Source organism: Streptomyces sp. NPDC031426, assembly GCF_055581585.1.
In genome coordinates this window covers 14,321-39,338 of sequence record NZ_JBVIJE010000006.1, presented here as the reverse complement: position 1 = coordinate 39,338, position 25,018 = coordinate 14,321, and the positions used below count along the sequence as shown (strand labels likewise).

Below are 25,018 nucleotides of genomic sequence, written 5' to 3'. Positions count from 1 at the left end.
ATGTCCTTACTTGGGGAGGGAATCGAGAGAGGGGCCGAGGATCCAGCTGGCGATCTCTCGGATCGCGCCGTCACCGCCGGGGAGGGTGGTGACCGCGCGTGCGGCGCCGCGTACGACGTCGTGGGCGCTCGCGACCGCCACGGGCCAGCCGACGAGGGCGAAGCACGGCAGGTCGTTGACGTCGTTGCCGACGTAGAGCACGCGCTCCGGCGCGATGCCCTGCTCCTCGCACCACTGCTTCAGCGCGAGGTCCTTGCGGTCGATGCCGTGCAGCACGGGAAGCTTCAGCTTCCGGGCCCGGGCGGCGACCACAGAGTTCTGTTCCGTGGACAGGATCAGCATCTTCAGGCCGCTCCTGCGGAGGGCCGCGATGCCGAGTCCGTCGCCGCGGTGCACGGAGACGAACTCCCGTCCTTCGGAGTCGATCAGCACCCGGTCGTCGGTCTGGGTGCCGTCGAAGTCCAGTACGACCGCGTCGATGTCGTCGGCGGTCGGCAGCGAACCGGGGCGGTCCGCGTCGAAGAGCGGGGCCAGCGCGCGGGCGCGGGCCAGGTCGTGCGGATCGTCGATCTCCAGCACGCGCGCGGGGTCGGTGCGGACGAGTTCCGTACGGCCGAAGAAGCGGTGCTGGTGCTTGCGGAAGCCGGCCGCGTCCATCGCGTAGGCGGCGCCGGTCTCCAGGAAGTCCTGCGGTCGGTCCTGGCGGCGCGGGCGGTAGGACTTGTCGTGGTTGACGCCATGGCCTCCGGCGGTCGGTGTGGGAACGGCGTGGCTGCCGCCCGCCGCCGCGGCCACCGAGGCCGTGCCGGTGGCTGACGGCTCGCCGTGCGCGGAAAGCTCGTCGACCGCGTCGCGCCAGACGAACCCGTGGAACGGCGCGACCGTCAGCGCGGTGTCCGCGCCGCCTTCGATCACCGCCGACGCAACCCCGTCGATGTCCTCGCGGACGATGAACGGGCTGGTGCACTGCACGAGCAGGACCACGTCGACGGCGGCGCCGTGCAGCGCCTCGTGGGCGTCCATGGCGTGCAGGACCGCGGCCTCGGAGGTCGCCGTGTCCCCGGCGATGGCGGCCGGGCGCAGCACGACCTCGGCGCCGGCTTCCCGGGCGGCGGCGGCGATGGCCTGGTCGTCGGTGGAGACGACGACGTCGGTCACCAGCCGGGTCGCCCGGCACTCGCGCACCGCGCGCGCCACCAGCGGGACCCCGCCGACGGGGGCGAGGTTCTTCGCGGGCACGCCCTTGGAGCCGCCGCGGGCGGGGATCACCGCGAGCACCCGGCGCACCGTCGCGCCCTGGCCCGCTTCCGGGTTCGACATGGGGTCCACTCCTTGGAAAGAGGTCACAGCTCCCCCATCCGGCGGATCACCGGAGCGACCCGCTGCACGCCGTGGCGGTAGGCGCCACGCGCGGCGCGGCGCACGATCTGGCGGACCGGTCCGGGCTCCTTGTCGGCGGCGGGCGCGCCGGGCAGCGGGACGCCGTCGGGGCCGAGGTGGTGCCGGGCGAGGATGCCGGGCAGATAGCCGGGCGCGGTCTCGGGGGTGTAGTAGGGGTTCAGGGGCGGCAGGCCGCCCGGCCGGTCGAGCAGCTTGGCGATGCGTTCGCGGGCGGTGTCGAAGGCCGTCCCGTACGACCCGTCGGCGGCCACGCCCTGCCGGGCCACCCACTCCTCGTCGGCCACCGGCCGGTGCCCGGCGTCGAGCTGGTCCCAGGAGGCCAGGCACCCGGAGCCGGTGAAGTGGTGGTTGCCGAGCACCTCGCGCACGCCCAGGTCGGTCAGGACGACCGTGGGGATACGGCGGTGCAGGGCCTCCAGGGCGGCCGTGGAGCTGACCGTGACGAGCAGGTCGGTGCGATCCAGCACCTCGCCCATGTGGCCGTACACCAGGCGGAAGTTGGCGGGCACGTCCGTGCCCTGGACCAGCTTCTGGTACGGCAACTCCTCGATATGGGTGGTGTGTTCGCCCGGCTTGGAGCGCAGCTTCAGCAGCACCTCGCGCTCGGGGTGCTTCCGGGCGTGCTCGATCAGCCGGTTCAGCAGGTAGGTGCGGTCCTTGCGGCTGTCCGGGACGGACGGCTGGGCCGCGAACACCACGGTGTAGGGCTCGTGTTCACCGGTGTACGGCGCCCCGCCGAGGAAGGGCAGCGCGACCTCGGTGACCGAGGAGGCGTCGGCGCCCACGCCCTCGTACACGGCCCGGAACCGGTCCGCGTCGTGCCGGGAGTTGGCGAGGACGAGGTCGGCGCCGTGCCGCAGCAGCAGGCCGTCGGCGAGCTTCTCGTAGACGACACCGACGTAGCCGGTGACGACCACGGGGCGCTTGCCGGCGCCCGCCCAAGTGGCGCGCAGCCCGTGCAGCATGGCCTGGACGCCGCCGCCGACGAGCGCGAGGATGAGCACGTCGTACTGGTCTTCGACGGCTCCACCCATCGCACGAAGGAACTCGACGCCGGTGACCTCGCGCAGGGAGTCCGCCCGGACGCCGACCTCCTTCAGCTGGCGGGCTGTCGGGGTGGCGCGTCCTCGCAAGAGGTAGCCGTCGAGCCGGATCTCGGCATCCGTGGGGGCGAGGCGCTGCGCGGTGAGCGCGCCCCACTTCCACCGGGTGTCGGAATCGGCGAGGACGGCGACCCGCAGGGACTTCGTAGCACTTGCTGGCACGCTGAAGACGCTAGGAATCCATTCCGAGGTTCCGCCCAACCCGAATGCAACAAACGGTTAACAGCACATCGCCGAATGGCGAATCGGGCCGTGAGAGCACGGGAAAACAGCCCGGTTCACAGCTTCGCCACGTGGCGTTCACCCAGCATCAAGCGGACGGTCAAGACGAATGACGGGCTTCGTCCTAACGTTCAAGCCGTGGTCAAGCTCTCCGTCATCGTGCCGTTCTACAACGTGCAGCAATACGCGCCCGACACGCTCAGGAGCCTGAAGGCGAACGCGCGTGAGGACTTCGAATTCATTCTCGTCGACGACTGTTCGCGCGACGGGACACCAGAGATTCTCGCGCGCGCGGAGCGCGAGCTGCCCGGAGCGGTCTACGTCCGGCACGAGCAGAACGGAGGGCTGGCGACCGCCCGCAACACCGGTATCGACCGGGCGCGCGGCGAGTACCTGACCTTCCTGGACGGCGACGACTGGCTCGCCCCCGGCTACTTCCCACAGCTGGTCGCGGCCATGGAGGAGCTCGGCTGCGACTTCATCCGCACCGACCATGTGCAGTGCACGGCGCGCTCGCGCACGGTGAACCGGGTGCCGGTCGGCCGGCGGAACGTGGTGATGGACCCGCGGGAGGCGATCCTGCCCACCGACCGGTCCACGTCCGTCGACTACGCGTACGCGTGGGCGGGCGTCTATCACCGCCGGCTGGTGGACAAAGGGCTGCTGCACTTCACCGACGGACTGCGTACGGCCGAGGACCGGCCATGGATCTGGAAACTGCACCGGGAGGCGGAATCCTTCGCGGCGGTGAGCATGCTCGGGGTGTTCTACCGGCGTGGCGTCGCCTCCTCGCTCACCCAGATCGGCGATGTCCGGCAGCTCGATTTCATTCGCGCGTTCGATCAGGTCATCACGGAAACGGCCGGGGACCGGGACGCCGATCAGCTGCTGCCGAAGGCCGTCCGCACCTATTGCGCCATCATTTCCCATCATCTGGGATCCATCGAAAGGTTCGAGCCCGCGGTGGCGAAGAAACTGAAATCCATGAGTGCCGCGGCCCTGCGGCGCATGCCGCAGGACGTGCTGGACGAGGCGCTGGACTCCATGGACCTCCAGCGCGCCACCAAGCTGCGCCGGCTGCGCCGCCGTCCCGCCTCCGCGGGGGCTGCCGCGTGACCACCCAGATCTTCCAGGCGTCGACGCTCTACGGCACGGCCACGCTCGCCGCCGCCCTGGACTCCGGCTGCTTCGGCCCGACCGACCGGCGGATCCTGCTGGTCTGCAACAACGCGGCCACGCCCGAGACCACGCCCGCGCTGGACGAGGCGCCCGGTTTCGAGAAGCTGCGCGACCGGTTCGACGAGGTGATCTCGTACAACGAGACCATCTTCCCGTTCCACCCGGGCGGCTGGGCGCCCCGCACGGACGACATGCCGCTGTGGGAACGCTTCCTGCGGCACGAGTGGCGACTCGGCGACGACGACGTGGCGCTGGCGGTCGAGTCGATCCAGGTCAATCCCTCCCTGGCGCTCGCGCAGATCTTCAACGGCGCCCCGGTGACGGTCTACGCCGACGGCCTGATGAGCTACGGCCCCACCCGCAACAAGATCGACCCGCTGGTCGGCACCCGTGTGGACCGGGTGCTCCACCTGGACCTGGTGCCGGGCCTGAAGCCGCTGCTGCTGACCGAGTTCGGCGTGCCCGGCGAGGTGCTGCAGACGGCCGCCTTCACCAAGGTCCTCGCCGAACTCGCGCCCTCCGGCGCCGAGTTGCCGGAGATCGAGGAGCCCGCGCTGCTGCTCGGCCAGTATCTGTCGGCGCTGGACATCCTCACCGCCGAGCAGGAGGAGAAGCTGCATGTGCGGATGCTGAAGGGCGCGGCCGCCCTCGGGCACACCAAGGTCGTGTTCAAGCCGCACCCGTCCGCCCCGGCCCGCTTCACCCGCCTGCTGGAGCAGGAGGCGGAGCGGCTGAAGGTCGAGCTGACCGTGCTCGACACCCCGGTCCTCGCGGAGGTGCTGTACCAGCGGATGCGTCCCGCGCTGGTCGTCGGCTGCTTCTCCACCGCCCTGCTCACGGCGCAGGCCCTGTACGGCCTGCCGGTCGCCCGGATCGGCACCGAGGTGCTGCTGGAGCAGCTGGCGCCGTACGAGAACAGCAACCGCGTCCCGGTGACCATCGTGGACGCGCTGCTGCCCGAGCTCGGCAACCGCGCCGCGGTGACCGAGCAGCGGGCCGGCATGGACGTGGAGGCGCTCGGCGCGCTGATCCGCGCGGTGGGCTTCGCGATGCAGCCGAAGATCTACCCGAGTCTGCGCCCGGAGGCCGAGGCCTGGCTGGCGCGGAACCTGAACCAGCGCACCGTGCGCTACTTCAAGCGCCGGCGTCTGTCCTCGCTGGCCCTGCCCGGTGGGGTGCCCTCCCAGTTGGCGTTCATCCCGCGCAACCCGACGGTCCGCCGGATGGCGAAGAAGGCGCGCAGTCTGCGCAATTCGGTACGCCGCTGACACCACCGAGTGAACCCTCACCGACCAGTTGACGAACAGTGTGCCGAACAGCCCGGTCGTGGGTGTGAGGCGCCGAGACCCTGGTAAGGCGCCCCACACCATGGCTGCTTCATCCCCCGCCCTGAACGCCGTTCCCGCTCCTCCCGCCGCCGGAACGGCACCTGCCTCCAGGCCCCGGAGCCGTCTGCTCGCCCTGGACGGTCTGCGGCTCGTCGCCGCACTGATGGTCTGCCTCTACCACTACACCGGCCGCGGCGGCACGGTCTCCGCGTCCTGGCACGGGAGTCCGGCCCACCTCTTCCCTGGGCTGTCCCGGGCGGCCGTCTACGGCAATTTCGGCGTCGAGCTCTTCTTCGTCATCAGCGGTTTCGTGATCTGCATGAGCAGTTGGGGCCGCACCCTCGGTGACTTCTTCCGCTCCCGGGTCTCCCGCCTGTACCCCGCGTACTGGGTGGCCCTGGTCCTGGTCACGGGTGCGTCCCTGGCCCTGCCGGTCGTGGTCCACCCGGTCCGTCTGGACGAGTTCCTCGTCAATGTGACGATGCTCCAGCAGCCGATGGGCGCGACGCGGGTGCTGGGCGTGTGCTGGACACTCTGGGTCGAGGTGCGTTTCTACGTGCTGTTCGCGCTGTTGGTCGTCCTGCGCGGGGTGACCTACCGCCGGGTGGTGCTGTTCGCGTGCGTGTGGACCGTGGCGGCCGTGCTGTGCCACTCGTCCGGCAACGAGCTGTTGAACCAGGTCGTCATGCCCGAGTACGCCCCGTTCTTCACAGGCGGTCTGGCGCTGTACCTGATACACCGCTTCGGCAGTGACCTGCTCGCGTGGGGCATCGTCGCGATGTCCTGGCTGCTCGCCCAGAGCGAGGCCACCCGTGGCCTGTGGGGCCCGCACCCGCACCGTGACCCCTACGTGGTCATCCTGATCGTCACCGTCGCCTTCGCGGCCGTCGCCGCCGTGGCGTTGGGCTGGACGCGCTGGGCCTCCTGGCCCTGGCTGGTCACGGCCGGCGCGCTGACGTACCCGTTCTACCTGGTCCACGAACACCTCGGCTGGTTCGTCATCCGGGTGCTGCACCGGGGGCTCGGCCTGCCCGCGTGGCCGGCGCTCGGGGTGACGGTGGTCTCCATGCTGCTGCTCGCCTGGCTGATCCACCGGTTCGTGGAGAGGCCGTTCGGCCCGCGGCTGAAGGGGGCACTGAAGGGGCGGAAGTTGGGCAGCCGTTCACCTCGTCTTGGGTTTTGAACCAGCCCCTCGGGCAGGCACCGTAGAGCCCTTGCCACCCCCAGGCCGCACAGGCTTTTCGCAGGGATCCCACAGACGCCGTACCGAGGGAGCGCCCACCCCGCATGGCCACCATCCAGGAAACGACGCGACAGCCCGAGCGTCTCGACGACGTCCCCGGCTGGTTCCCGGTGCTCGACCAGTTGCTCTTCGACTGGTTCCTGAACCGGCAGGAAACCGCGGACATGCGGGGTGATCTGCTCGAAGTCGGGGTCTACATGGGGAAGAGCGCGATCTTCATCGGACGGCACCAGCAACCGGGCGAGCGGTACACCGTGTGCGACCTCTTCGAGGGCGACGCCCCGGACGACGCCAACCAGGCCGAGTCCACGAAGTCGTACAGCGCGCTGACCCGGAGCGTGTTCGAGGACAATTACCTCTCCTTCCACGACGAGCTGCCCCGCGTGCTGCAGGGCCCCAGCTCGATCGTGCCCGGCGGGGTCGAACCGGGCTCCTGCCGGTTCGTGCACATCGACGCCTCCCATCTGTACGAGCATGTGCACGGCGACATCGGAGCCGCCCGCGACCTGCTGCTCCCGGACGGGATCGTCGTCCTGGACGACTTCCGCTCCGAGCACACCCCCGGAGTCTCCATCGCCACCTGGGAGGCCGTGCTCAACCGTGGCCTGCGGCCCATCTGCCTGAGCACCCAGAAGCTGTACGGCACCTGGGGCGACCCGGAGCCGGTCCAGGAGGAGCTGCTGGCCATGGCGCGGGAGCGGTCCGACTGCCACCTGAGCGTCCAGGAGGCCGCCGGGCACCGGATCGTCCGGCTGAAGTCCAAGCACATGCGGGCGCCGGAGTTCCCGGCCTCCAAGCACGCGAAGGCGGCGCAGCCGCAGCCGGTGCCGCAGGAGACCCCGGCACCGGCACCGGCACCCGCGCCGGCTCCGGTCCGGCCCGCCCCCCGCCGCGGCGCGAGCCGGGTCCGCCGGATCGCCGTCGACCTGCTGCCGCCGGTGGTCACGCGGGCGATCCGCAAAGCCCGCGCCGCCCGGAGGTGACGGCTTAGCCGATCCCGTACCGCGCCCCGACACCCGCGATCACGAGCGCCAGTCCCTCCTCGAACTGCTCGTCGTAACCGTCGAAGAGCAGCTTCCCGGCCTCGGCGGCGAGCGGGTACTCGCCCATCCGCCGGGCGCGTTCCTCGACGTCGTACCCCTCCCGGCGCTCGCCCGGGAGGGGCTGCACGCCCTGCTCCTCGGTGACGAAACCGATGGTGTACGCGTTCACCGTGCGGCCCGCGTGGACCGCCTGGGCGAGGGTGAATCCGGCTTCCGTCAGCAGCCGCAGGTTGGCTTCGAGCTGGGGCGCGTGGTCCGTGCCCGTGAAGCGGGAACCGCTGAACACCTTGGCACCGTCGCGGTAGCCGAGCAGCGCGGTCCGCAGTCCGCGCCCCGCCTTCAGCAGCCGCTCCTGCCAGCTGTCGGCGGGATCGAGCGCGGTGCCGGCGACCATCCGCCGGTACATCTCCGTCGCCATCTCGTCCAGCAGCGCCTGTTTGTCCTTGAAGTGCCAGTACAGCGCGGGCGCCTTGACGTCCAGTTCCTTGGCGATGGCGCGCAGGGTCAGGCCGTCCAGGCCCACCTCGTTCAGCAGCCGCAGCGCGGTGCCGGCGACGCGTCGGCGATCCAGCGGGGCGCGTTTCTCGGGGTTCACACTTGACAGCTTAACAGCGTTAAGGGCACCCTCGTGGGCGACGGCACTTAACGGCGTTAAGGGGATTTGTGATGGATGTTCTGATCGTGGGGGCGGGTCCGACGGGTCTGACGCTCGGCATCGACCTCGCCCGGCGCGGTGTGGACGCGCTGGTCGTGGAGCGGGCGGAGGGACTGTTCCCCGGCTCGCGCGGCAAGGGGCTCCAGCCGCGCACCCTGGAGGTCTTCGACGACCTGGGCGTACTGGACGCGATCCGAGCGGCGGGCGGCCCCTACCCGACGCGGATGATCTGGAAGGACGGCGAGCGGGTCGGCGAGCTGCCGATGTTCGAGCGGATCGAGACGGACGAGGGCACGCCGTACACCGAGCCGTGGATGGTCGCGCAGTGGCGAACGCAGGAGATCCTGTACGGGCGCCTGCTGGAGTGGGGCGGCCGGGTGGACTTCGGGCGCGAGGTGACCGGCCTGGAGCAGGACGCCGAGGGCGTGACCGTGCGGTTCGCCGACGGCAGGACCGCACGCGCGGGGTACGTCGTCGCGGCCGACGGCGGACGCTCGGTGGTCCGGCGCGCGGTGGGCGTGGGCATGACCGGGGAGACGGTCGACCCGGCTCCTTTCCTGGTGGCGGACGTACGGCTGACGGGCCTGGGCCGGGACCAGTGGCACACCTTCCCCAAGGACGACGGCACCGCCCTCGGCCTGTGCCCGCTGGCCGGCACGGACGACTTCCAGCTGCAGGCGCGCCTGCCGGAGGGCACGGAACCCGACCTGACCCTCGATGGCATCTGCAAGCTGGTGGCCGCGTACACGCACCTCTCCGCCGAGGACGTCACGGGCCTGCGCTGGTCTTCCGACTTCCGCCCCCGCGCCGCCCTCGCGGACCGCTTCCGGATGGGCCGGGTCTTCCTCGCCGGCGACGCCGCCCACGTCCACTCCCCGGCCGGCGGCCAGGGCCTGAACACCAGCGTCCAGGACGCCTACAACCTGGGCTGGAAGCTCGGCTCGGTCCTGCGCGGCGGGGCGCCGGAGGCGTTGCTGGACACCTACGAGGAGGAGCGCCGGGCGAACGCGGCGGCCATGGTGAACCTGTCGACGGGCGTGCACCGCGGCGAGGTACGACGCGGAAAGGCGACGGTGCAACTGGGGCTGGGCTACCGGGAGTCGTCCCTGAGCGTGGAGACACGGACCGACCCGACCGGCGTGCGGGCGGGCGACCGCGCCCCGGACGGCACGGTGTCCGGCGCCCGCCTCTTCGACGCGTTCCGGGGCCCGCACTGGACGCTGCTGGGCGCGCGCAGCCCGGTCACCGGCGTGCGCACACTCCCGACGGCACCGGAGTCCTACGGCCCGGGCGTCTTCCTGATCCGCCCGGACGGCTATGTGGGCTGGGCGGGCAGGACGACGGAGGGCCTGGACGCGTACGGGGCGCGGACGGGGGCCTTCGCGGCGGGGTGAGGCACTCCGCCGACGAAGCCGCCCGCAACCCGGCGATCCCCGCGCCCGTCATGCAGGGCATGATCGAACGGGCCGCGGCCAACCGCTGACGGTCGACGGCTCAGGCGCTGGCCAGCGTCAGTTTCACCGCGAACCCGAGGAACAGCGCGCCCGCCACCGAAGTGGCCGTCGCCGACAGCCGCTTGCGGCGCCGGAACGCGGCGGCGAGGCGCGTGCCGCTGAATATCAGCGCGCTGAGATAGAGGAAGCTGGCCAACTGCGCGAACGCGCCGAGGACGACGAAGGACAGGGCCGGATAGGCGTAGTCCGGGTCGACGAACTGCACAAAGAAGGCGACGAAGAACAGGATCGCCTTGGGATTGAAGAGACTGACGACGAGCGCCCGCCGGAACGGCTGCTCATATCCGGTGCCGGACGGGGCCTCCTCCGCCACGGCCTTCTCTCTGCGCGTCCGCCACATCTGCCAGGCGGCCCGCAGCATGCCGATCGCCAGCCAGGTCAGATATCCGGCACCGGCGTACTTCACGATCCCGAAGAGCAGGGCGTTGGCCTTGAGCAGGGAGGCGACTCCTGCGGCGGAGAGCGTCATCAGCACGGTGTCCCCGCACCACACACCGGCGGCTGCGGTGTAGCCGGCCCGCACGCCGCGCCGGGCGGCCACGGAGAGGACGTAGAGGGAGTTGGGCCCGGGCAGCAGAACGATCAGGACGAGTCCTGCCAGATAGGTGGGAAGGTCGATGACACCGAACATGGAAAGGAGTGTCGCACGGGGGTACGACAGTCCGGTCCGGGGTGGGTCAGAACACTTCCGAGGGCTCATATGCCCCCCAAACCCCCCGCAGCGCGTTGCACACCTCCCCCACGGTCGCCCGCCCCCGCAGTGCCTCCTTCATCGGGTACAGGACGTTGCCCTCCCCCTCCGCCGCCATCCGCAGTGCGTCCAGCGCCGAGTCCACCGCCCGCTGATCCCGCTCGGCCCGGAGCTTCTCCAGGCGTTCCGCCTGCCGGGCCTCGATGGCCGGGTCCACCCGGAGGGGCTGGTACGGCTCCTCCTCGTCCAGTTGGAAGCGGTTCACCCCGACGACCACCCGCTCCCCGGAGTCCGTCTCCTGGGCGATCCGGTACGCGTTCCGCTCGATCTCGGCCTTCTGGAAGCCCCGCTCGATCGCCGCGACCGCCCCGCCCAGGTCCTCGACCCGCCGCATCAGCTCGACGGCCGCCTCCTCCACGTCGTCCGTCATCCGCTCCACCGCGTACGACCCCGCGAAGGGATCCACCGTCGCCGTCACGTCCGTCTCGTGGGCCAGCACCTGCTGGGTGCGCAGGGCCAGACGGGCGGACTTGTCGGTCGGCAGGGCGATCGCCTCGTCGAAGGAGTTGGTGTGCAGGGACTGGGTGCCGCCCAGCACCGCGGCCAGGGCCTGTACCGCGACCCGGACCAGGTTCACCTCCGGCTGCTGGGCCGTCAGCTGTACGCCCGCCGTCTGGGTGTGGAAGCGGAGCATCAGGGACTTCGGATTCCGGGCGCCGAACTCCTCCCGCATCACCCTGGCCCAGATCCTGCGGGCGGCGCGGAACTTGGCCACCTCCTCCAGCAGCGTCGTACGGGCCACGAAGAAGAAGGACAGGCGGGGCGCGAAGTCGTCGACGGACATGCCCGCCGCCACCGCCGTACGGACGTACTCGATGCCGTCCGCCAGGGTGAAGGCGATCTCCTGGACGGGCGACGCGCCCGCCTCGGCCATGTGGTACCCGGAGATCGAGATCGTGTTCCACTTCGGGATCTCGGCGGTGCAGTACTTGAAGATGTCGGCCGTCAGGCGCAGGGAGGGCTTCGGCGGGAAGATGTACGTCCCCCGCGCGATGTACTCCTTCAGCACGTCGTTCTGGATCGTGCCCGTCAGCTGGTCGGGGTGCGCCCCCTGCTCCTCCGCCACCAGCTGGTAGAGGAGCAGCAGGAGGGCGGCCGGGGCGTTGATCGTCATGGAGGTCGACACCTGGTCGAGCGGGATGCCGTCGAACAGCAGCCGCATGTCCTCGATCGAGTCGATGGCCACGCCCACCTTGCCGACCTCGCCGTGCGCGAGGGGCGCGTCGGAGTCGTGGCCCATCTGGGTGGGCAGGTCGAAGGCGACCGACAGGCCCGTGGTGCCGTGGGCGATCAGCTGCCGGTAGCGGGCGTTCGATTCGGCGGCTGTGCCGAAGCCGGCGTACTGGCGCATGGTCCAGGGGCGGCCGGTGTACATGGTCGGGTAGACCCCGCGGGTGAAGGGGTACGTGCCCGGTTCGCCCAGTTTCCCGGCCGGATTCCAGCCCTGTAGGTCCTGCGGGCCGTAGACCGGCTCGATGGGCAGTCCCGACTCCGACTCATGCGTCATGGATGCCTCCGGGGTGCGTCCTGTCACCCCTCACCATGCCCCGTCGTTCGGCGGCGGTCACGCTGGGAAGCATCTCCAGCATGAGGATCCCGGGAAGACCCGCCGCCCTGCTCACCTCGGCCGCCGCCGTCGCCGCCCTGTGCGGCTGCACCGTCCAGCCCACGGCCGCCGACGGCAAGGCCCGGGCACCGGTGCACGTCCCGACCGGTGGTCGGAGTCCGGCACAGAGCCCGGGAAGTGGTCCGGCGCATCCCACCCGGACGGAGCAGCCGGCGGTGCCCGCTCCCCGGGTGCTGTACGCGCGCGGCGACAGCGGGGCGGGCGTTCGGGAGCTGCAGGCCCGGCTGCGCCAGCTGGACTGGCTGTTCGACGGGCCGACGGGGTCGTACGACGATCTGACCGAGCGGGCCGTGCGGGGCTTCCAGGGCAAGCGCGGGCTGCCGCGGACCGGGCGGACGGACACCGTCACCTGGCAGCGGCTGGTGCGGATGACCCACACGCCCGGCACATGGGAGCTGTTCCTGATGGGCGGTCAGCCGGCCGGCGCGCCCGACCCGCGCTGTATGACCGGACGCGTGCTGTGCATCGACAAGACGACGCGGACGCTGCGCTGGATGGTCGGCGGGCGGACGCTGTCGACGACGGCGGTGCGGTTCGGGGCGCAGTACACGCCGACCCGGGAGGGTGTCTTCCACGTCTACTGGAAGGCGCGGGACTGGGTGTCGACGCTCTACCACTCGCCGATGCCGTACGCGATGTTCTTCAGCGGCGGCGAGGCCGTGCACTACTCGTACGACTTCGCGGCGCGCGGGTACGCGGGAGCTTCGCACGGATGCGTGAACGTCCGGGACGAGGCCGCGATCCAGGAGCTGTTCGCTCAGGTGCGGGTGGGCGACAAGGTCGTCGTCCACTGGTGACGGGGGATTGCGGGGCGGGGGGGGGGGGGGGGGGGGGGGGGGGGGGCCGCCGCCCCCCCCCCCCCCCCCCCCCGCCAGGTGCACGAGCCGTGGGTACGGGGGGAACCCCGGCTCAGTGCGACGGCCGATGACCAGTCGGCTCACTCAGTACTGCGTACCGGGCTCCGAAAACGTCACACCCCGCGCGAAGAATTTTTCGCGACCCAAGAAACCGCAGGTCAGATGGGCGGGAGGGGGCAGAGGGCGCGGGCCGCGCCGACGGGCCTGCCGGTCAGAGCGTGTGGTACGTCGGGCTCGGCGCCGGGACCGGTGTGGTGCCGGTCGTCCGCGCGGGGTGGGGCGGAGCGAGGGCCGTGGGAGCGGGCGCGGCTGCGTCGCCGTGCCAGCCCTTGCCGCCACCGCCGTTGCCGGGGTGGCCGCCCGCACCGTGACCGTCGCCACCCTGGCCGGGGTTGCCTTCCTCGTCGCCGCCCTGGCCGTTTCCGTTGCCCTTGCCCTTGTTGCCGTTCTCGTCGCCCTCGCCGCCGCTCGTCGCGCCGGCGGCCGAGTCGGTGGTGGCGAGGACGACCTTGCAGTACCGGCTCACCCGGGCGCTGCCGCCGGCCAGGTCCTCCAGGGCGCGCCGGCGGCCGGCGGTCAGTTCCTTGCCGTCCCGGATGTCCCGGCAGGCCGAGGCCGCGTCCTTCCACCGGTCGCCGGGGGTGCCGGAGGAGTCGCCGGTGCCCGGAGCGGTGCTCTTGTCCTTGCGGTCGTCCGGTCCCATGGCCTCGCCGGAGGCCCCGCCGGGGTGCGCGCCCGCGCTGCCGCTCGGCACGCCGGTCCCCACCGACGCACCGGGGGTGCCCTGCGGGACCGAGGCCTGCGGCGTTCCGGAGTTCGGGCCGGCGGAGACGGAGGTGCCCGGGCCGGGGCGTTCGGGCCCGAACCTGGGCAGCATCCCGGTCCCGGCGGCCACGGCGACCCCGCCGACCGTGCCCACGGCCACCACCGCGGCGAGCGCCAGCCGCACCGGGCGGGCCCAGCGGGTGCGGCGGACGGGGATTCCGGTACGGTCCGGGGCGCCGATGCGGACCAGGCCAGCGTCGGCGCCGGGCACGGGCACTCCCAAGGCGCCGTCGGCGCCGGCGCGTTCGGTGCCGGCGGCCTCGCGGGCCTTGCGGAACGCGGCCAAAGCGGCCTGCTCACCGGGGAGTTCGCCGGTGGCGGGGTCCGTCTGCGAGGTCAGTGCGCCGAGCGCCCGGGACAGGCGTTCGGCCTGGTCACGGGCGGAGGCGTCGACGGCTTGAAGCGACTCACCGCGCAGCAGGCGTTCCGCCGTCTCACGGTTCAGCCACTTGTACTGCTCGTCGGCCATCACATGTCCTTCTGCGTCCGCGCACGCGTATCCGTCACAGTTGCGGACGACACCGCGCGACCGCGCGGTTCTCGCTGGGCCGGGAGAGCGTCGAGCACGCCCGCCGATTCCGGATCCTCGCCGAGCAGTTCAGCGAGCCGCTTCAGGCCGCGGTGCGCGGCGGTGCGTACGGCACCGGCGCGTTTGCCGAGGGTCTCGGCGGCGCTCTTGGCGTCGAGGCCGACCACGACGCGCAGGACGACCGCCTCGGCCTGGTCCTGCGGCAGCCGTGCGATGAGGGAGAGGGTGCTGTCGGTGGTCAGGGCCTCGATGGCCTCGCCGGCCGTGTCGGACTCGGCGGCCCGGCCGGTGAGTTCCGTCTCGTCGCCGCCTATGGCGGGGCGGCGGCCGCGCATGCGTATGTGGTCCAGGGCGCGGTTGCGGGCTATGCGGGCAGCCCAGCCGCGGAAGCGGTCGGCGTCTCCGCTGAACCGGTCGAGGTCGCGGGCGATCTGCAGCCAGGCCTCGGACGCCACGTCCTCGGCGTCCGGATCGCCGACCAGCGTGCGTACGTATCCGAGCAGCCGTGGATGCACCGCGCGGTACACAGTACGGAACGCGGTCTCGTCACCGTCCTGCGCCGATCGCACCGCGGCGGTCAGCTCCGCGTCGTCCCCCAGCACCTGACTCCCTTACGCCTGTTTCCCGGTCGGCGCGAAAGGCACGTTACGGCGTCAAACCGTTCCCCGTCCATGTCCGTAGAAGATGCAACTAACTCGTGACCGAGTGCGGATGTGCGCAGGGTGAGGGTCGGCGGTGGCCGGGTGTGACAGAAACAGCACGCACGGCGCTGTAGAGGGTACGGGCCGCATGCGGCCCGACCGCGCGACGGCCGGGGCCTCTCCTGTGGGGGGTGGCGGCCCCGGCCGTTCGCCTTTCGCGGTACGCCCGGGTGACGAGGATTACTTCTTCCCGGAGGCCTTGCGGTCCGAATCGCCGCCGTTTCCGACGTTGTTGCCCCTGCTGGCGCTTTGCCCCTTCTCGGGGGAATTGCCGCTCTTGTGAGCCTTCTTCCCCTGGGCGGACGCCACTTGGGCGGCGCAGTAGGCCGCGACCTTGTTCTCGCCGCCCGCCGCCTCGACGAGCCGGTGCCAGGCGGTCGAGTCCAGGGCGCCGCCCCGGCTCCCGGCCCGCTCGTAGGTACGGCAGTGCGCCACGGTGTCCCGGGCGGTGGCCGGATGGTGCGGAAGCGTGGACGGGGCACCGGATCCCGCGCCGGCGGTCCCGGCGGACGTGCCGGGAGCGGCCGGCCCGTTCGGGATGGCCGTGGACGGGTGGGCCGGCCGCGAGGTGCCGGGGTGGCCGCCTGATCCGGCGACGCCGATGGCCGCGAAGGCGACACCGCCGAGCGTGAGGCTCGCGAGCACCACCGAGAGCGTGGCCTTCAGCGACGCCCGCGCAGGCCTCGGCGCGGCGGGCCGCCAGTCGTCCCGGCGCCGGGTGCGGGTGTGGGCGCGGGCGGCCTGCGTCGTGCGGGCGGCGCGGTAGGCGGCGACGGCCCGGCGCTCGGCCTCGGCGTCGACGCCGTGGGCGCGCAGGACGGCGCCGAGCCGCGCCTCGAATCCGGAGTCCGCGCGGTCCCTGCCGGCCTGGTCCGCGGGGGCGTGATCCGGTGCGGAAAGGGTGCCGCCGGGGTGCGCGCACCGGCGACCGAGGGGACCGTCGCCGCTGTGCCGTTCACCCATGACCGTTCCCGTCCTCGTCCGGTGCGCCGGAGACATGCCGCCTCCCGGGCCTCGTACCGGCTCCGGAACCGTCGGCGCTCGCGTATTCATACGGCTCTCGGCCGGCACCGTTCACTTCGACTCACCCAGCGTCCGGGTGCCGCCGTCCGTCACACCCCGGTCCGCCGGGTCCGGGGCGCCCAGCTGCCGGGCGAGACGTTTCAGCCCGCGGTGCGCGGCCGTGCGGACGGCGCCGGGGCGCTTGCCGAGGACGCGTGCCGCGGCGGGGCCGTCGAGACCGACGACCACCCGGAGCAGTACGGCCTCGGCCTGGTCGCGCGGCAGGCTGTGCACCAGTTCCAGCGCCCGTGCGGTGGACAGCGACTCCAGGGCCTGGGCGTGGGTGTCGAGCCGGCCGGGCAGCTCCAGCGCGTCCTGTTCCAGCGGCGCGGCCTGGGGCCGTACCCGCCGGCGGCGCAGATGGTCCAGGGCGCGGTGCCGGGCGATGGTCGCGGTCCAGCCGCGGAAGCCGGCGCCGTCGCCCTTGAACCGGCCCAGGTCGCGGGCGATCTCCAGCCAGGCCTCGGACGCCACGTCCTCGGCCTCCTCGCCGACCAGGCCCCGCAGATAGCCGAGCAGTCCGGGCTGCACGATCCGGTAGGCCACCGCGAAGGCGGTCTCGTCGCCGTCCTGGGCGCGCGCGACGGCCGCACCCAGTTCCCCGTCCCGCGGCTGCGGGCGCCGGGGTTCCCCTCCCTGGCCCAAGAACCGTCCTCGTCCGTAACAGCCCGGGGCCCGTGCCCGCGCGTACCGAATCCGCGTGCGACACGGCCGCACGTGCTCCATGTCCCACGGTGATCAGCGCCCAGGCACACAGATGTGTCACAGCTGCCCGGGCGCGAATCCGACGCCGTGACGTCTCCGGCCGGGGCCCGCGCGTGGGCCCCGGCCGGTCAGCGGGAGCCGGTCGCGTCCCGGCAGAGCAGGCGCAGCGAGCCGTTGCCGCCGTAGACCTGCCGGGCCTCGTCGATGGGGTCCCAGAGCCGGCCGTCGGGGGTGCGCACCCAGTGGTCGCCGCCGGTCGTCCACCACTCGGCGCCGCTCTGCCGGACGATCACCTCACCGGCGTAGGCGCCGAAGCCGCGCAGCACGCTCTGGACGGCGGCGTACGGGGGTCCCTCGCGCCGTATCTCCTCGATCATCCGGTCCACCCGCCACAGGCTCTGCGCCGAGTAGTCGAGCCGCACCCGGGCGCCCTCGCGCATGGTCGCCACGGCGTCCGCGGCCCACCGGACGGGCTTCGCCGCGGCCTGTGGCCTGGTCTCCTGCTGTGCTGTCACGTACTGGGCTGTCACATAGGGAAGAGCGACGCGGACGGGGCGACCGTCACCGTATTCCGCAACGTTTCGCCAACCGTCGCAGGACTACCCCACGTCCACCGCAGTACTGCCACAGGACCCGTCCACGCACGGGGGTTTGACCGCTGCCTCTCATGCCCCGCTGCGCGCCCGCCGCGACACCACCGCGCGCAGGACCCGCCGTCCCTCGATCGACAGGTCCAGGGCGCGCCGCAGGCCCTGCGGACCGTGCTCGGCCAGAACGTCCAGCACCGCCGTCTGCCGCCGCAGCTCCGCCGCGACCAGCGGCGGCAGGTCCGCCGTGTCCCCCGCCCGCCCGGCGTCGAGCCCCTCGGCGGCCGGCGTACCGTCCGCCGCCGGGTCCAGCAGCCGGTGGATGCGCAGCGAGGCGACGGAGCAGGCGTCGGCCCAGGGCCGTACGGCGTCGGCGGTGCGCTCGGCCGGGGCCGCGTCGAGCATGCGGCGGACGAGCAGCGCGGCCTCGTCGTCCGGCTGCCCGGCACCGAGCGCCGCCCGCGCCTTCTCCAGGCTCGCGCCCCAGTCGGAGCCGTCGGCGAGGCTCGCCCACAGGGGCCGCAGCAGCTCGTCGTCGGCGCCGAGCAGCGGCAGGCACCGATCCAAACAAGCCAGTCCGCTGGCGGCCAGTCCCCGTTCGTCGGCCTGTGCGATCCGTTCCACCAGGCTCATGAAATGTCTCCCTCGCCGGGGCGCCGACCGTTACGGAGCCCGCACTTCCCTTTACTGCGTGGTACGGCGCGGGAGTGTCACAGCCAGAGATTTTCAGCCAAAAACCGGGACCGGCACCGGACCCGCGAGGGCCTTGCGATCCTGCATCCGGGTCAGGCGGACGACCACCACGATCGCGAGGACGGCGGCCGCGATGTCGACCGCGTCGGAGAACAGCATCTGCCCGGCGGCGTTCCGCAGCAGCCTCGCCGTGTGGGCGTGGCTCCAGCTGAGGGACGCGAGCCGTCCGGTGAGAACGCTGATGATCCACAGCATCCACCAGGCGTTGACCGTCCTGTGCCGGGCCCGCTCGCCCCAGGGCACGCTGGCGTCCCAGGCGTTCAGGACGATCCGGCGCGGGAACCACAGCTGGAGCCTACGCGCGGCCTCCCCCCGGCCGCACACATGAGCACCGGAACATACGACCGGACGGTGTGGTGCGTCCACCCCTTCGCGATCAGTCCGGTTCCGTCAGCCCAGCCGGTTCGCCAGAGCCTGGAAGCCCGTCCAGGACAGCGCGGGCCTGCCCGGGTCCCACAGCTTCTGGGCGGTGGCCCGCAGGGGCAGGCGGATGCCGGCCGCGACCTGGGCTTCGGTCTGCGCGTTCGGGAAGTCGCCCCAGACCGCGAACGCCCCGCCGAGGATCTGGCCGTCGTAGCGTGCCGGTACGGCCGTCGTGCCGCGCAGCACCCGTGGGGTCCACTGTTCGTAGATCCGCCGTCCGGTCGGGTAGACGAAGGTCTGCGGCTGGCCGAGGACGTAGTAGAGGAACTCGTCGTTGTGGTTGATGACCTCCCGGCCCGCGCTCAGATACTCCACGGGCGGCCGGGCGCCGAACTCCTTGCCGGTCCAGTAGGCGACCTGCAGGTCTTTGGCCGCCTGCACGGACGTGCCGGGGTAGAAGCCGTCGTTCCAGGCCCGCACGGTCCTGCCGTGGGCGCGGACGGTGCCGGCGCGGTCGTTCAGCCAGCCGGTGGCGAGGTCGGCGACCGTGCCGCCGGAGCCGTACTTCTGCCGGGCGGCGGCCGCGAGCTGCGGATATGAGGTCTGCGGGCTCTTCACGGTCAGCGCCTGGTACTCGTCGCCGCCGAGATGCCACTGGTCGCCGGTGAACAGCCCCGCGTACTCGTTCAGCAGATCGTCCACGAGCTTCGCTGAGGCGGGCTTGGAGATGTCGATCGCGCCCTTGGTGACGACTCCGCTCGCGTTGCGCAGCTTCAGGTCGGGGTGGGCGGCGAGGACGGCGCCCAGATGCCCCGGCGAGTCGAGTTCGGGCACGACGGTGATGTGCCGGCTGTCCGCCAGCTCCACGATCCGCTTGACCTGCGCCTTGGTCAGATGGTCCGTGGAGACGATCTCGGGGTGGGTGCTGGACTCGATCCGGAACGCCTGGTCGTCGGAGAAGTGCAGCCCCAGCTCGTTGAACTTCAGGTCTCCCAGCTCCCGGATCCGGTCCTCGATCCAGGACTCGGAGAACGGTTTGCGCGCGATGTCCAGGTTGAACCCGCGCACCGGCTTGGCCGGCTCGTCCCGTACGACCCCCTCCGGGGCAGTGCCGCCGCCGTGGACCTCCTGCTTGAGGGTCCGGGTGCCATAGAAGACGCCGGCCTCGCCGGGCCCGCTGATGTCGACCCGCCCCTCCCGGACGGTCATGGTGTACGACTCCTGGTTCCCGCCCCCGCCACCGAGTGCCAGCCGGACGTCGCCCGCCCGCACGTCGTCCTTCTCCCCGGCGTAGGTCAGCCCCAGCTCCCCGGCGATCAGCTGCCCCTCGTCGGCCAGCTCCCCGTCGCTGACCACCACCCGGTCCGCCCTCTGCGGCTTCCAGCCGGGCCCGCGCGCCGGGGTGTGGGAACGCACCGCTGGAATCGTGAGCGGTGCCCGGGACAGCGGATAGGACCGGCCGGGCGTCGGCCCCGCCGGCGGCGTGGCCGCCCCGCTGGAAGCGCCGCCGGACACCCTGCCGGACGACGACTGCCCCGCACCCCCTTGCCGCGTCCCGCCGCCCCCGCCCGACGACGCCCATACGCCGATCCCCGTGCCGAGCGCGACGGTCCCGACGACCACGGCGGCCACCACCGCCCGCTTCCGTATCACCTGCTGCGCCGGAGCGCGGCGCCTGTGCTGGCTCACCCGGCCAACGTACGACCTATCCGCACTCCATCCGTCATCGAGACGTTCTGAAACTCTTCCGTCCGAGTGAACTTTCAGGCACCTCACGGACACACCGTGACCACTCTCGATAACCTGACGACACACCTTTCACAGCATCCCCTGCCACGCCACATGTGACGCGAGGACCCACGCTGCCCGCCCACCGTCTCCCGTATCTCCCCAAGCCCCTGGACGCCTTCAACGCGGCACCCGCCGACGAGGCACGCGCCCTCCTGCTGCACTGCCTGCGCAGCCTGCCCTGGGCCCACCGGGTCGCGGACCACCGCCCCTACCCCGACCTGGACTCCCTCCTGGCCGCGGCGGACGAGGCGGCGTACGACCTGTCACCGGCCGACCTGGCGGCGGCCCTGGCCGGAGAGTCGCTCCCGGAGCTGCCAGAGGACACCTATTCGGCGGCCCACATGGCCCTGAGCGCGGCCCACGCGGCGTACGAGGCCCGATTCGGACACGGGTTCGTCATCTATCTGGGCGATGTCCCGCCGGACGAAACCCTCGACCACACCCTCGAGGCGATCCGATCACGTTTGACAAACGATCCGGAGGAGGAACGGGTGATAGCGGCAGAGGAGCTACGGCGCCTCGCAAGAGGCAGACTGGCCACCTGCCTGAGGGGCGCGGGGCCGCATCCATCAGCGGCTCCGCCGCGGGGCGCGAACAGCAGCAAGGCACCCGCACCCGGCGGATAAGAGGGCATACCACTCCAGTGGCCGCTGGACCGCTCCCCCATCCGGTGCCAATTTGATCACACAAGGTAGGCCCCCCGTAAAGCACGGCGCAGCGCATGGCTACGATGCTGGGGGCCGGTGGACCGTACCCGGCCGGGCCCGCCCGACACCGAAGCCGGCGCGGCCCCAATCCCCGCTCCCGGAGGGACTTCCGTGCCGGCTGGAACGCTGTACCGCGGCCGGGAAGGAATGTGGTCCTGGGTGGCTCACCGAGTCACCGGCGTCCTCATTTTCTTCTTCCTGTTCGTTCACGTGCTGGACACCGCTCTCGTGCGTGTCTCCCCCGAGGACTACGACAAGGTCGTAGCCACGTACAAGACGCCGATCGTCGCGCTGCTGGAGTACGGCCTCGTCGCCGCCATCCTCTTCCACGCGCTCAACGGCCTGCGTGTCATCGCCGTCGACTTCTGGTCGAAGGGTCCGCGCTACCAGAAGCAGATGTTCTGGAGCGTGATGGGTGTCTGGGTCGTCCTGATGGTCGGCGCGATCTACCCGGTCCTCGGCCACGCCGCCCGCGTTCTCTTTGGGAGCTGACGCCGATGTCCACGACTGAAACCACCGCGTCCGGCGTCGGCCCCGTCGAGGGCGCCCCCGTCTACACCGTCGACAACCCGGCCCCGCTGATCGAGGCGCCGCGCAAGCGGACCAAGAAGTCCCCGAAGTCGACCCGGGGCAACTTCGAGCTGGCGGCCTGGCTGTTCATGCGCCTGTCCGGCATCGTGCTGGTCGTCCTGGTCCTCGGCCACCTGCTGATCCAGCTCGTGCTGGACGGTGGTGTCTCCAAGATCGGCTTCGCCTTCGTGGCCGGCCGCTGGGCGTCCCCCTGGTGGCAGGTCTGGGACCTGCTGATGCTGTGGCTCGCGATGCTGCATGGCGCCAACGGCCTGCGCACGGTCATCAACGACTACGCCGAGCGGCCTGCGTCCCGCATGTGGCTGAAGGCCCTGCTGTACACCGCCACGGTGTGGACCATCCTGCTGGGCACGCTGGTGATCTTCACCTTCGACCCGAACATCCGCTAGGCACGGGGCTGCGAGAATCATGAAGATCCACAAGTACGACACCGTCATCGTCGGCGCCGGTGGCGCGGGCATGCGCGCCGCCATCGAGGCGACGAAGCGCAGCCGCACCGCCGTGCTGACCAAGCTCTACCCCACCCGCTCCCACACGGGCGCCGCGCAGGGCGGTATGGCCGCCGCGCTCGCCAACGTGGAGGAGGACAACTGGGAGTGGCACACCTTCGACACGGTCAAGGGCGGTGACTACCTGGTCGACCAGGACGCCGCCGAGATCCTGGCGAAGGAGGCCATCGACGCCGTCCTCGACCTGGAGAAGATGGGCCTGCCGTTCAACCGGACCCCGAACGGCACCATCGACCAGCGCCGCTTCGGCGGTCACTCCCGCAACCACGGCGAGGCGCCGGTCCGCCGGTCCTGCTACGCGGCGGACCGCACCGGCCACATGATCCTCCAGACGCTGTACCAGAACTGCGTCAAGGAGGGCGTGGAGTTCTTCAACGAGTTCTACGTCCTGGACCAGCTGATCACCGAGGTCGACGGAGTCAAGCGCTCCGCCGGTGTGGTCGCCTACGAGCTGGCGACCGGTGAGATCCACGTCTTCCAGGCGAAGGCCGTCATCTACGCCTCCGGCGGCTGCGGCAAGTTCTTCAAGGTGACCTCCAACGCGCACACCCTCACCGGTGACGGCCAGGCCGCCGTCTACCGCCGGGGTCTGCCGCTGGAGGACATGGAGTTCTTCCAGTTCCACCCGACCGGCATCTGGCGCATGGGCATCCTGCTCACCGAGGGCGCCCGCGGTGAGGGCGGCATCCTGCGCAACAAGGACGGCGAGCGCTTCATGGAGAAGTACGCTCCCGTCATGAAGGACCTGGCGTCCCGTGACGTCGTGTCCCGCTCCATCTACACGGAGATCCGCGAGGGCCGCGGCTGTGGTCCCGAGGGCGACCACGTCTACCTCGACCTGACCCACCTCCCGCCGGAGCAGCTGGACGCCAAGCTGCCGGACATCACCGAGTTCGCGCGCACCTACCTCGGTATCGAGCCGTACACGGACCCGATCCCGATCCAGCCGACCGCGCACTACGCGATGGGCGGCATCCCGACCAACGTCGAGGGTGAGGTCCTTGCGGACAACACCACCGTCGTCCCGGGCCTGTACGCGGCCGGCGAGGTCGCCTGTGTCTCCGTGCACGGCGCCAACCGCCTCGGCACCAACTCGCTGCTGGACATCAACGTCTTCGGCCGCCGTGCGGGCATCGCCGCCGCCGAGTACGCCGGCAAGGCGGACTTCGTCGAGCTGCCGGAGAACCCGGAGTCCCTGGTCGTCGAGCAGATCGAGCGGCTGCGGGGCTCCACCGGCAACGAGCGGGTGGCCACGCTCCGTCGTGAGCTGCAGGAGACCATGGACGCGAACGTCATGGTGTTCCGCACCGAGCAGACGATCAAGACGGCGGTCGAGAAGATCGCCGAGCTGCGCGAGCGCTACAAGAACGTGGCGATCCAGGACAAGGGCAAGCGGTTCAACACCGACCTGCTGGAGGCCATCGAGCTGGGCAACCTGCTGGACCTGGCCGAGGTCATGGCCGTCTCGGCGCTGGCCCGCAAGGAGTCCCGCGGCGGTCACTACCGCGAGGACTACCCGAACCGCGACGACGTCAACTTCATGCGCCACACCATGGCGTACCGCGAGGTCGGCGCCGACGGCTCGGAAACCGTCCGTCTCGACTACAAGCCGGTCGTCCAGACCCGCTACCAGCCGATGGAGCGTAAGTACTGATGGCTACCCCTGTTCTGGACAAGGAAGAGGCGGCCGGCAAGCCCGAGCCCGGTTTCGCCGACTCCCCCTACATCACGGTCACCTTCCGGGTCCGCCGGTTCAACCCGGAGGTCTCGGCGGAGGCGGCCTGGGAAGACTTCCAGCTGGAGATCGACCCGAAGGAGCGTGTCCTCGACGGCCTCCACAAGATCAAGTGGGACATCGACGGCACCCTCACCTTCCGCCGCTCGTGCGCGCACGGCATCTGCGGCTCGGACGCGATGCGGATCAACGGCAAGAACCGCCTTGCCTGCAAGACGCTGATCAAGGACATCAACCCCGAGAAGCCGATCACGATCGAGCCCATCAAGGGCCTGACGGTCCTGAAGGACCTGGTCGTGGACATGGAGCCGTTCTTCCAGGCGTACCGGGACGTCATGCCGTTCCTGGTCACCAAAGACACGAACGAGCCGACCCGTGAGCGGCTTCAGTCGGCCGAGGACCGCGAGCGCTTCGACGACACCACCAAGTGCATCCTGTGCGCCGCGTGCACGTCGTCCTGCCCGGTGTTCTGGAACGACGGCCAGTACTTCGGTCCGGCCGCGATCGTGAACGCCCACCGCTTCATCTTCGACAGCCGTGACGAGGCGGGCGAGCAGCGCCTGGAGATCCTGAACGACCGTGACGGCGTGTGGCGTTGCCGTACGACCTTCAACTGCACGGACGCCTGCCCGCGCGGTATCGAGGTCACCAAGGCGATCCAGGAAGTGAAGCGCGCGCTGATCACGCGCCGCTACTGATCGTCCCGGCGCCTGCCCGAGGGCCCTGCTTCCGAGTGTTCGGAAGCAGGGCCCTCGGGCGTTTTTGTCGGATTTCATCGCTCGACGGTTCTAATGTGACGACATGTCAGACGACGAGTCGTACGAACTGCTCGGTTTCGACAACGTGCTGCTCCCCGTCGGCGACCTCGGCGAGGCCGTCGGGTTCTACGAGCGGGCCGGGTTCGGTGTCGAGTTCCGGTTCGACGAGGGCGGGATCGCCCTGCTGAAGATCGGCAAGGAGACCCCGGGGATCCTGCTGTGCGCCGAGGAGACCCTGGGGCACCGGTCGCCGCCCTGGCCGGCGCCGCGCATCTGGCTGGAGGTGCCGGACGCGCGAGCGGCGGCGCGGAGGCTGGCCGCCGCCGGTGTCGCGCCACTGGACGAGGTGCTCCCGGTGGCCACCGGCTGGGCAGTGGAGATCGCCGACCCCTGGGGCAACGTCCTCGGGTTCACGGACTACAGCAAACGCCCGGAACTGGGGCGCAGAAGCTGAGCACCATTGAGTTGAACATGTTCAA

The 25,018-nt window shown here is 71.3% G+C and carries 25 protein-coding genes; 12 read left to right on the top strand and 13 right to left on the bottom strand.

Annotated features, from left to right (window positions below):
* Window positions 1-6 precede the first annotated feature (6 nt).
* Together ACZ5NH_RS13355 and ACZ5NH_RS13350 are read right to left on the bottom strand one after the other, a co-directional pair.
* Window positions 7-1,320: a cytidylyltransferase domain-containing protein gene (locus ACZ5NH_RS13355; protein WP_468774957.1), complete on the bottom strand. Its 1,314-nt coding sequence runs from the start codon at window positions 1,318-1,320 to the stop codon at window positions 7-9.
* Between the two features lie 23 nt (window positions 1,321-1,343).
* Complete coding sequence (locus ACZ5NH_RS13350; RefSeq protein ID WP_451552909.1) at window positions 1,344-2,666, bottom strand: DUF6716 putative glycosyltransferase; 1,323 nt, start codon at window positions 2,664-2,666, stop codon at window positions 1,344-1,346.
* Between the two features lie 198 nt (window positions 2,667-2,864).
* On the opposite strand from ACZ5NH_RS13350, the gene ACZ5NH_RS13345 reads away from it, so the two are divergent.
* The 4 genes from ACZ5NH_RS13345 (at window position 2,865) to ACZ5NH_RS13330 (ending at window position 7,459) form a co-directional block, all read left to right on the top strand.
* A complete protein-coding gene (locus ACZ5NH_RS13345) occupies window positions 2,865-3,842 on the top strand; it encodes a glycosyltransferase family 2 protein (protein ID WP_388619968.1) in 978 nt (325 codons plus the stop codon).
* Window positions 3,839-5,173 (top strand): alpha-2,8-polysialyltransferase family protein, encoded by a 1,335-nt coding sequence (locus tag ACZ5NH_RS13340; protein ID WP_468774954.1) that lies wholly within the window; start codon window positions 3,839-3,841, stop codon window positions 5,171-5,173. The genes ACZ5NH_RS13345 and ACZ5NH_RS13340 overlap by 4 nt, the downstream gene beginning before the upstream one ends.
* Window positions 5,174-5,273: 100 nt before the next feature.
* Window positions 5,274-6,416 carry an acyltransferase family protein gene (locus ACZ5NH_RS13335; RefSeq protein WP_468774952.1) on the top strand — a complete coding sequence of 381 codons (1,143 nt, stop codon included), beginning with the start codon at window positions 5,274-5,276 and terminating at the stop codon, window positions 6,414-6,416.
* Window positions 6,417-6,520: 104 nt separating this feature from the next.
* Window positions 6,521-7,459, top strand: a complete 939-nt coding sequence (locus ACZ5NH_RS13330; RefSeq protein ID WP_468774950.1) for a class I SAM-dependent methyltransferase — start codon at window positions 6,521-6,523, stop codon at window positions 7,457-7,459.
* Between the two features lie 4 nt (window positions 7,460-7,463).
* Here ACZ5NH_RS13330 and ACZ5NH_RS13325 read toward each other — a convergent pair whose 3' ends face one another.
* Entirely contained in the window at window positions 7,464-8,114 is a 651-nt protein-coding gene (locus ACZ5NH_RS13325) for a TetR/AcrR family transcriptional regulator C-terminal domain-containing protein (protein ID WP_468774948.1), read from the bottom strand.
* Window positions 8,115-8,185: 71 nt separating this feature from the next.
* Here ACZ5NH_RS13325 and ACZ5NH_RS13320 point away from each other — a divergent pair, with 71 nt between their 5' ends.
* Window positions 8,186-9,568, top strand: coding sequence for an FAD-dependent monooxygenase (locus tag ACZ5NH_RS13320; RefSeq protein WP_468774946.1), 1,383 nt, complete (start codon window positions 8,186-8,188; stop codon window positions 9,566-9,568).
* A 100-nt stretch (window positions 9,569-9,668) separates the two neighbouring features.
* Here ACZ5NH_RS13320 and leuE read toward each other — a convergent pair whose 3' ends face one another.
* Together leuE and ACZ5NH_RS13310 are read right to left on the bottom strand one after the other, a co-directional pair.
* Window positions 9,669-10,319, bottom strand: a complete 651-nt coding sequence (leuE, locus tag ACZ5NH_RS13315) for a leucine efflux protein LeuE (protein ID WP_468774944.1) — start codon at window positions 10,317-10,319, stop codon at window positions 9,669-9,671.
* Window positions 10,320-10,365: 46 nt separating this feature from the next.
* Window positions 10,366-11,946, bottom strand: coding sequence for an acyl-CoA mutase large subunit family protein (locus ACZ5NH_RS13310; protein WP_451552903.1), 1,581 nt, complete (start codon window positions 11,944-11,946; stop codon window positions 10,366-10,368).
* An 80-nt stretch (window positions 11,947-12,026) separates the two neighbouring features.
* Here ACZ5NH_RS13310 and ACZ5NH_RS13305 point away from each other — a divergent pair, with 80 nt between their 5' ends.
* Window positions 12,027-12,863: a L,D-transpeptidase family protein gene (locus ACZ5NH_RS13305; protein WP_468774942.1), complete on the top strand. Its 837-nt coding sequence runs from the start codon at window positions 12,027-12,029 to the stop codon at window positions 12,861-12,863.
* 271 nt (window positions 12,864-13,134) lie between these two features.
* On the opposite strand, the gene ACZ5NH_RS13300 is transcribed toward ACZ5NH_RS13305, so the two are convergent.
* The 8 genes from ACZ5NH_RS13300 to ACZ5NH_RS13265 all read right to left on the bottom strand — a co-directional run bounded on the left by ACZ5NH_RS13300 (window position 13,135) and on the right by ACZ5NH_RS13265 (window position 20,101).
* Window positions 13,135-14,217, bottom strand: a complete 1,083-nt coding sequence (locus tag ACZ5NH_RS13300) for a hypothetical protein (RefSeq protein ID WP_468774940.1) — start codon at window positions 14,215-14,217, stop codon at window positions 13,135-13,137.
* Window positions 14,217-14,879: an RNA polymerase sigma factor gene (locus tag ACZ5NH_RS13295; RefSeq protein ID WP_388619938.1), complete on the bottom strand. Its 663-nt coding sequence runs from the start codon at window positions 14,877-14,879 to the stop codon at window positions 14,217-14,219. Before ACZ5NH_RS13295 ends, ACZ5NH_RS13300 begins: the two co-directional genes overlap by 1 nt.
* Window positions 14,880-15,158: 279 nt before the next feature.
* On the bottom strand, window positions 15,159-15,941 hold the full coding sequence (locus tag ACZ5NH_RS13290; protein ID WP_468774937.1) for a hypothetical protein: 783 nt from the start codon (window positions 15,939-15,941) through the stop codon (window positions 15,159-15,161).
* A 111-nt stretch (window positions 15,942-16,052) separates the two neighbouring features.
* The gene (locus ACZ5NH_RS13285; protein ID WP_468774935.1) at window positions 16,053-16,685 is read right to left on the bottom strand and encodes an RNA polymerase sigma factor; all 633 of its coding nucleotides are present in this window, start codon (window positions 16,683-16,685) and stop codon (window positions 16,053-16,055) included.
* 188 nt (window positions 16,686-16,873) lie between these two features.
* Window positions 16,874-17,260 carry a hypothetical protein gene (locus ACZ5NH_RS13280; protein ID WP_468774933.1) on the bottom strand — a complete coding sequence of 129 codons (387 nt, stop codon included), beginning with the start codon at window positions 17,258-17,260 and terminating at the stop codon, window positions 16,874-16,876.
* Window positions 17,261-17,410: 150 nt separating this feature from the next.
* Window positions 17,411-17,965, bottom strand: coding sequence for a hypothetical protein (locus ACZ5NH_RS13275; RefSeq protein ID WP_450981585.1), 555 nt, complete (start codon window positions 17,963-17,965; stop codon window positions 17,411-17,413).
* 93 nt (window positions 17,966-18,058) lie between these two features.
* Window positions 18,059-18,409, bottom strand: a complete 351-nt coding sequence (locus tag ACZ5NH_RS13270; RefSeq protein WP_468774931.1) for a DUF4328 domain-containing protein — start codon at window positions 18,407-18,409, stop codon at window positions 18,059-18,061.
* A 66-nt stretch (window positions 18,410-18,475) separates the two neighbouring features.
* On the bottom strand, window positions 18,476-20,101 hold the full coding sequence (locus tag ACZ5NH_RS13265; protein WP_468775458.1) for a beta-N-acetylhexosaminidase: 1,626 nt from the start codon (window positions 20,099-20,101) through the stop codon (window positions 18,476-18,478).
* Between the two features lie 191 nt (window positions 20,102-20,292).
* Here ACZ5NH_RS13265 and ACZ5NH_RS13260 point away from each other — a divergent pair, with 191 nt between their 5' ends.
* The 6 genes from ACZ5NH_RS13260 to ACZ5NH_RS13235 all read left to right on the top strand — a co-directional run bounded on the left by ACZ5NH_RS13260 (window position 20,293) and on the right by ACZ5NH_RS13235 (window position 24,993).
* Entirely contained in the window at window positions 20,293-20,865 is a 573-nt protein-coding gene (locus tag ACZ5NH_RS13260; RefSeq protein WP_388619920.1) for a 2-oxo-4-hydroxy-4-carboxy-5-ureidoimidazoline decarboxylase, read from the top strand.
* A 192-nt stretch (window positions 20,866-21,057) separates the two neighbouring features.
* Window positions 21,058-21,438 (top strand): succinate dehydrogenase, cytochrome b556 subunit, encoded by a 381-nt coding sequence (gene sdhC / locus ACZ5NH_RS13255; protein ID WP_275883871.1) that lies wholly within the window; start codon window positions 21,058-21,060, stop codon window positions 21,436-21,438.
* Window positions 21,439-21,443: 5 nt separating this feature from the next.
* Window positions 21,444-21,926, top strand: coding sequence for a succinate dehydrogenase hydrophobic membrane anchor subunit (locus tag ACZ5NH_RS13250; RefSeq protein ID WP_388619917.1), 483 nt, complete (start codon window positions 21,444-21,446; stop codon window positions 21,924-21,926).
* 19 nt (window positions 21,927-21,945) lie between these two features.
* Window positions 21,946-23,700, top strand: coding sequence for a succinate dehydrogenase flavoprotein subunit (sdhA, locus tag ACZ5NH_RS13245; RefSeq protein WP_451553981.1), 1,755 nt, complete (start codon window positions 21,946-21,948; stop codon window positions 23,698-23,700).
* Window positions 23,700-24,479 carry a succinate dehydrogenase iron-sulfur subunit gene (locus tag ACZ5NH_RS13240; protein ID WP_388619912.1) on the top strand — a complete coding sequence of 260 codons (780 nt, stop codon included), beginning with the start codon at window positions 23,700-23,702 and terminating at the stop codon, window positions 24,477-24,479. The genes sdhA and ACZ5NH_RS13240 overlap by 1 nt, the downstream gene beginning before the upstream one ends.
* Window positions 24,480-24,582: 103 nt before the next feature.
* Window positions 24,583-24,993, top strand: coding sequence for a VOC family protein (locus ACZ5NH_RS13235; RefSeq protein ID WP_468774927.1), 411 nt, complete (start codon window positions 24,583-24,585; stop codon window positions 24,991-24,993).
* Window positions 24,994-25,018: the final 25 nt, after the last annotated feature.

Excerpts from the sequence above, each read along its gene's own strand:
- ACZ5NH_RS13355 (WP_468774957.1), bottom strand. The coding sequence starts at position 1,320 with ATGTCGAACCCGGAAGCGGGCCAGGGCGCGACGGTGCGCCGGGTGCTC.
- ACZ5NH_RS13335 (WP_468774952.1), top strand. The coding sequence starts at position 5,274 with ATGGCTGCTTCATCCCCCGCCCTGAACGCCGTTCCCGCTCCTCCCGCC.
- ACZ5NH_RS13330 (WP_468774950.1), top strand. The coding sequence starts at position 6,521 with ATGGCCACCATCCAGGAAACGACGCGACAGCCCGAGCGTCTCGACGAC.
- ACZ5NH_RS13320 (WP_468774946.1), top strand. The coding sequence starts at position 8,186 with ATGGATGTTCTGATCGTGGGGGCGGGTCCGACGGGTCTGACGCTCGGC.
- leuE (WP_468774944.1), bottom strand. The coding sequence starts at position 10,319 with ATGTTCGGTGTCATCGACCTTCCCACCTATCTGGCAGGACTCGTCCTG.
- ACZ5NH_RS13310 (WP_451552903.1), bottom strand. The coding sequence starts at position 11,946 with ATGACGCATGAGTCGGAGTCGGGACTGCCCATCGAGCCGGTCTACGGC.
- ACZ5NH_RS13305 (WP_468774942.1), top strand. The coding sequence starts at position 12,027 with ATGAGGATCCCGGGAAGACCCGCCGCCCTGCTCACCTCGGCCGCCGCC.
- ACZ5NH_RS13300 (WP_468774940.1), bottom strand. The coding sequence starts at position 14,217 with ATGGCCGACGAGCAGTACAAGTGGCTGAACCGTGAGACGGCGGAACGC.
- ACZ5NH_RS13290 (WP_468774937.1), bottom strand. The coding sequence starts at position 15,941 with ATGGGTGAACGGCACAGCGGCGACGGTCCCCTCGGTCGCCGGTGCGCG.
- ACZ5NH_RS13275 (WP_450981585.1), bottom strand. The coding sequence starts at position 17,965 with ATGAGCCTGGTGGAACGGATCGCACAGGCCGACGAACGGGGACTGGCC.
- ACZ5NH_RS13250 (WP_388619917.1), top strand. The coding sequence starts at position 21,444 with ATGTCCACGACTGAAACCACCGCGTCCGGCGTCGGCCCCGTCGAGGGC.
- sdhA (WP_451553981.1), top strand. The coding sequence starts at position 21,946 with ATGAAGATCCACAAGTACGACACCGTCATCGTCGGCGCCGGTGGCGCG.
- ACZ5NH_RS13240 (WP_388619912.1), top strand. The coding sequence starts at position 23,700 with ATGGCTACCCCTGTTCTGGACAAGGAAGAGGCGGCCGGCAAGCCCGAG.
- ACZ5NH_RS13235 (WP_468774927.1), top strand. The coding sequence starts at position 24,583 with ATGTCAGACGACGAGTCGTACGAACTGCTCGGTTTCGACAACGTGCTG.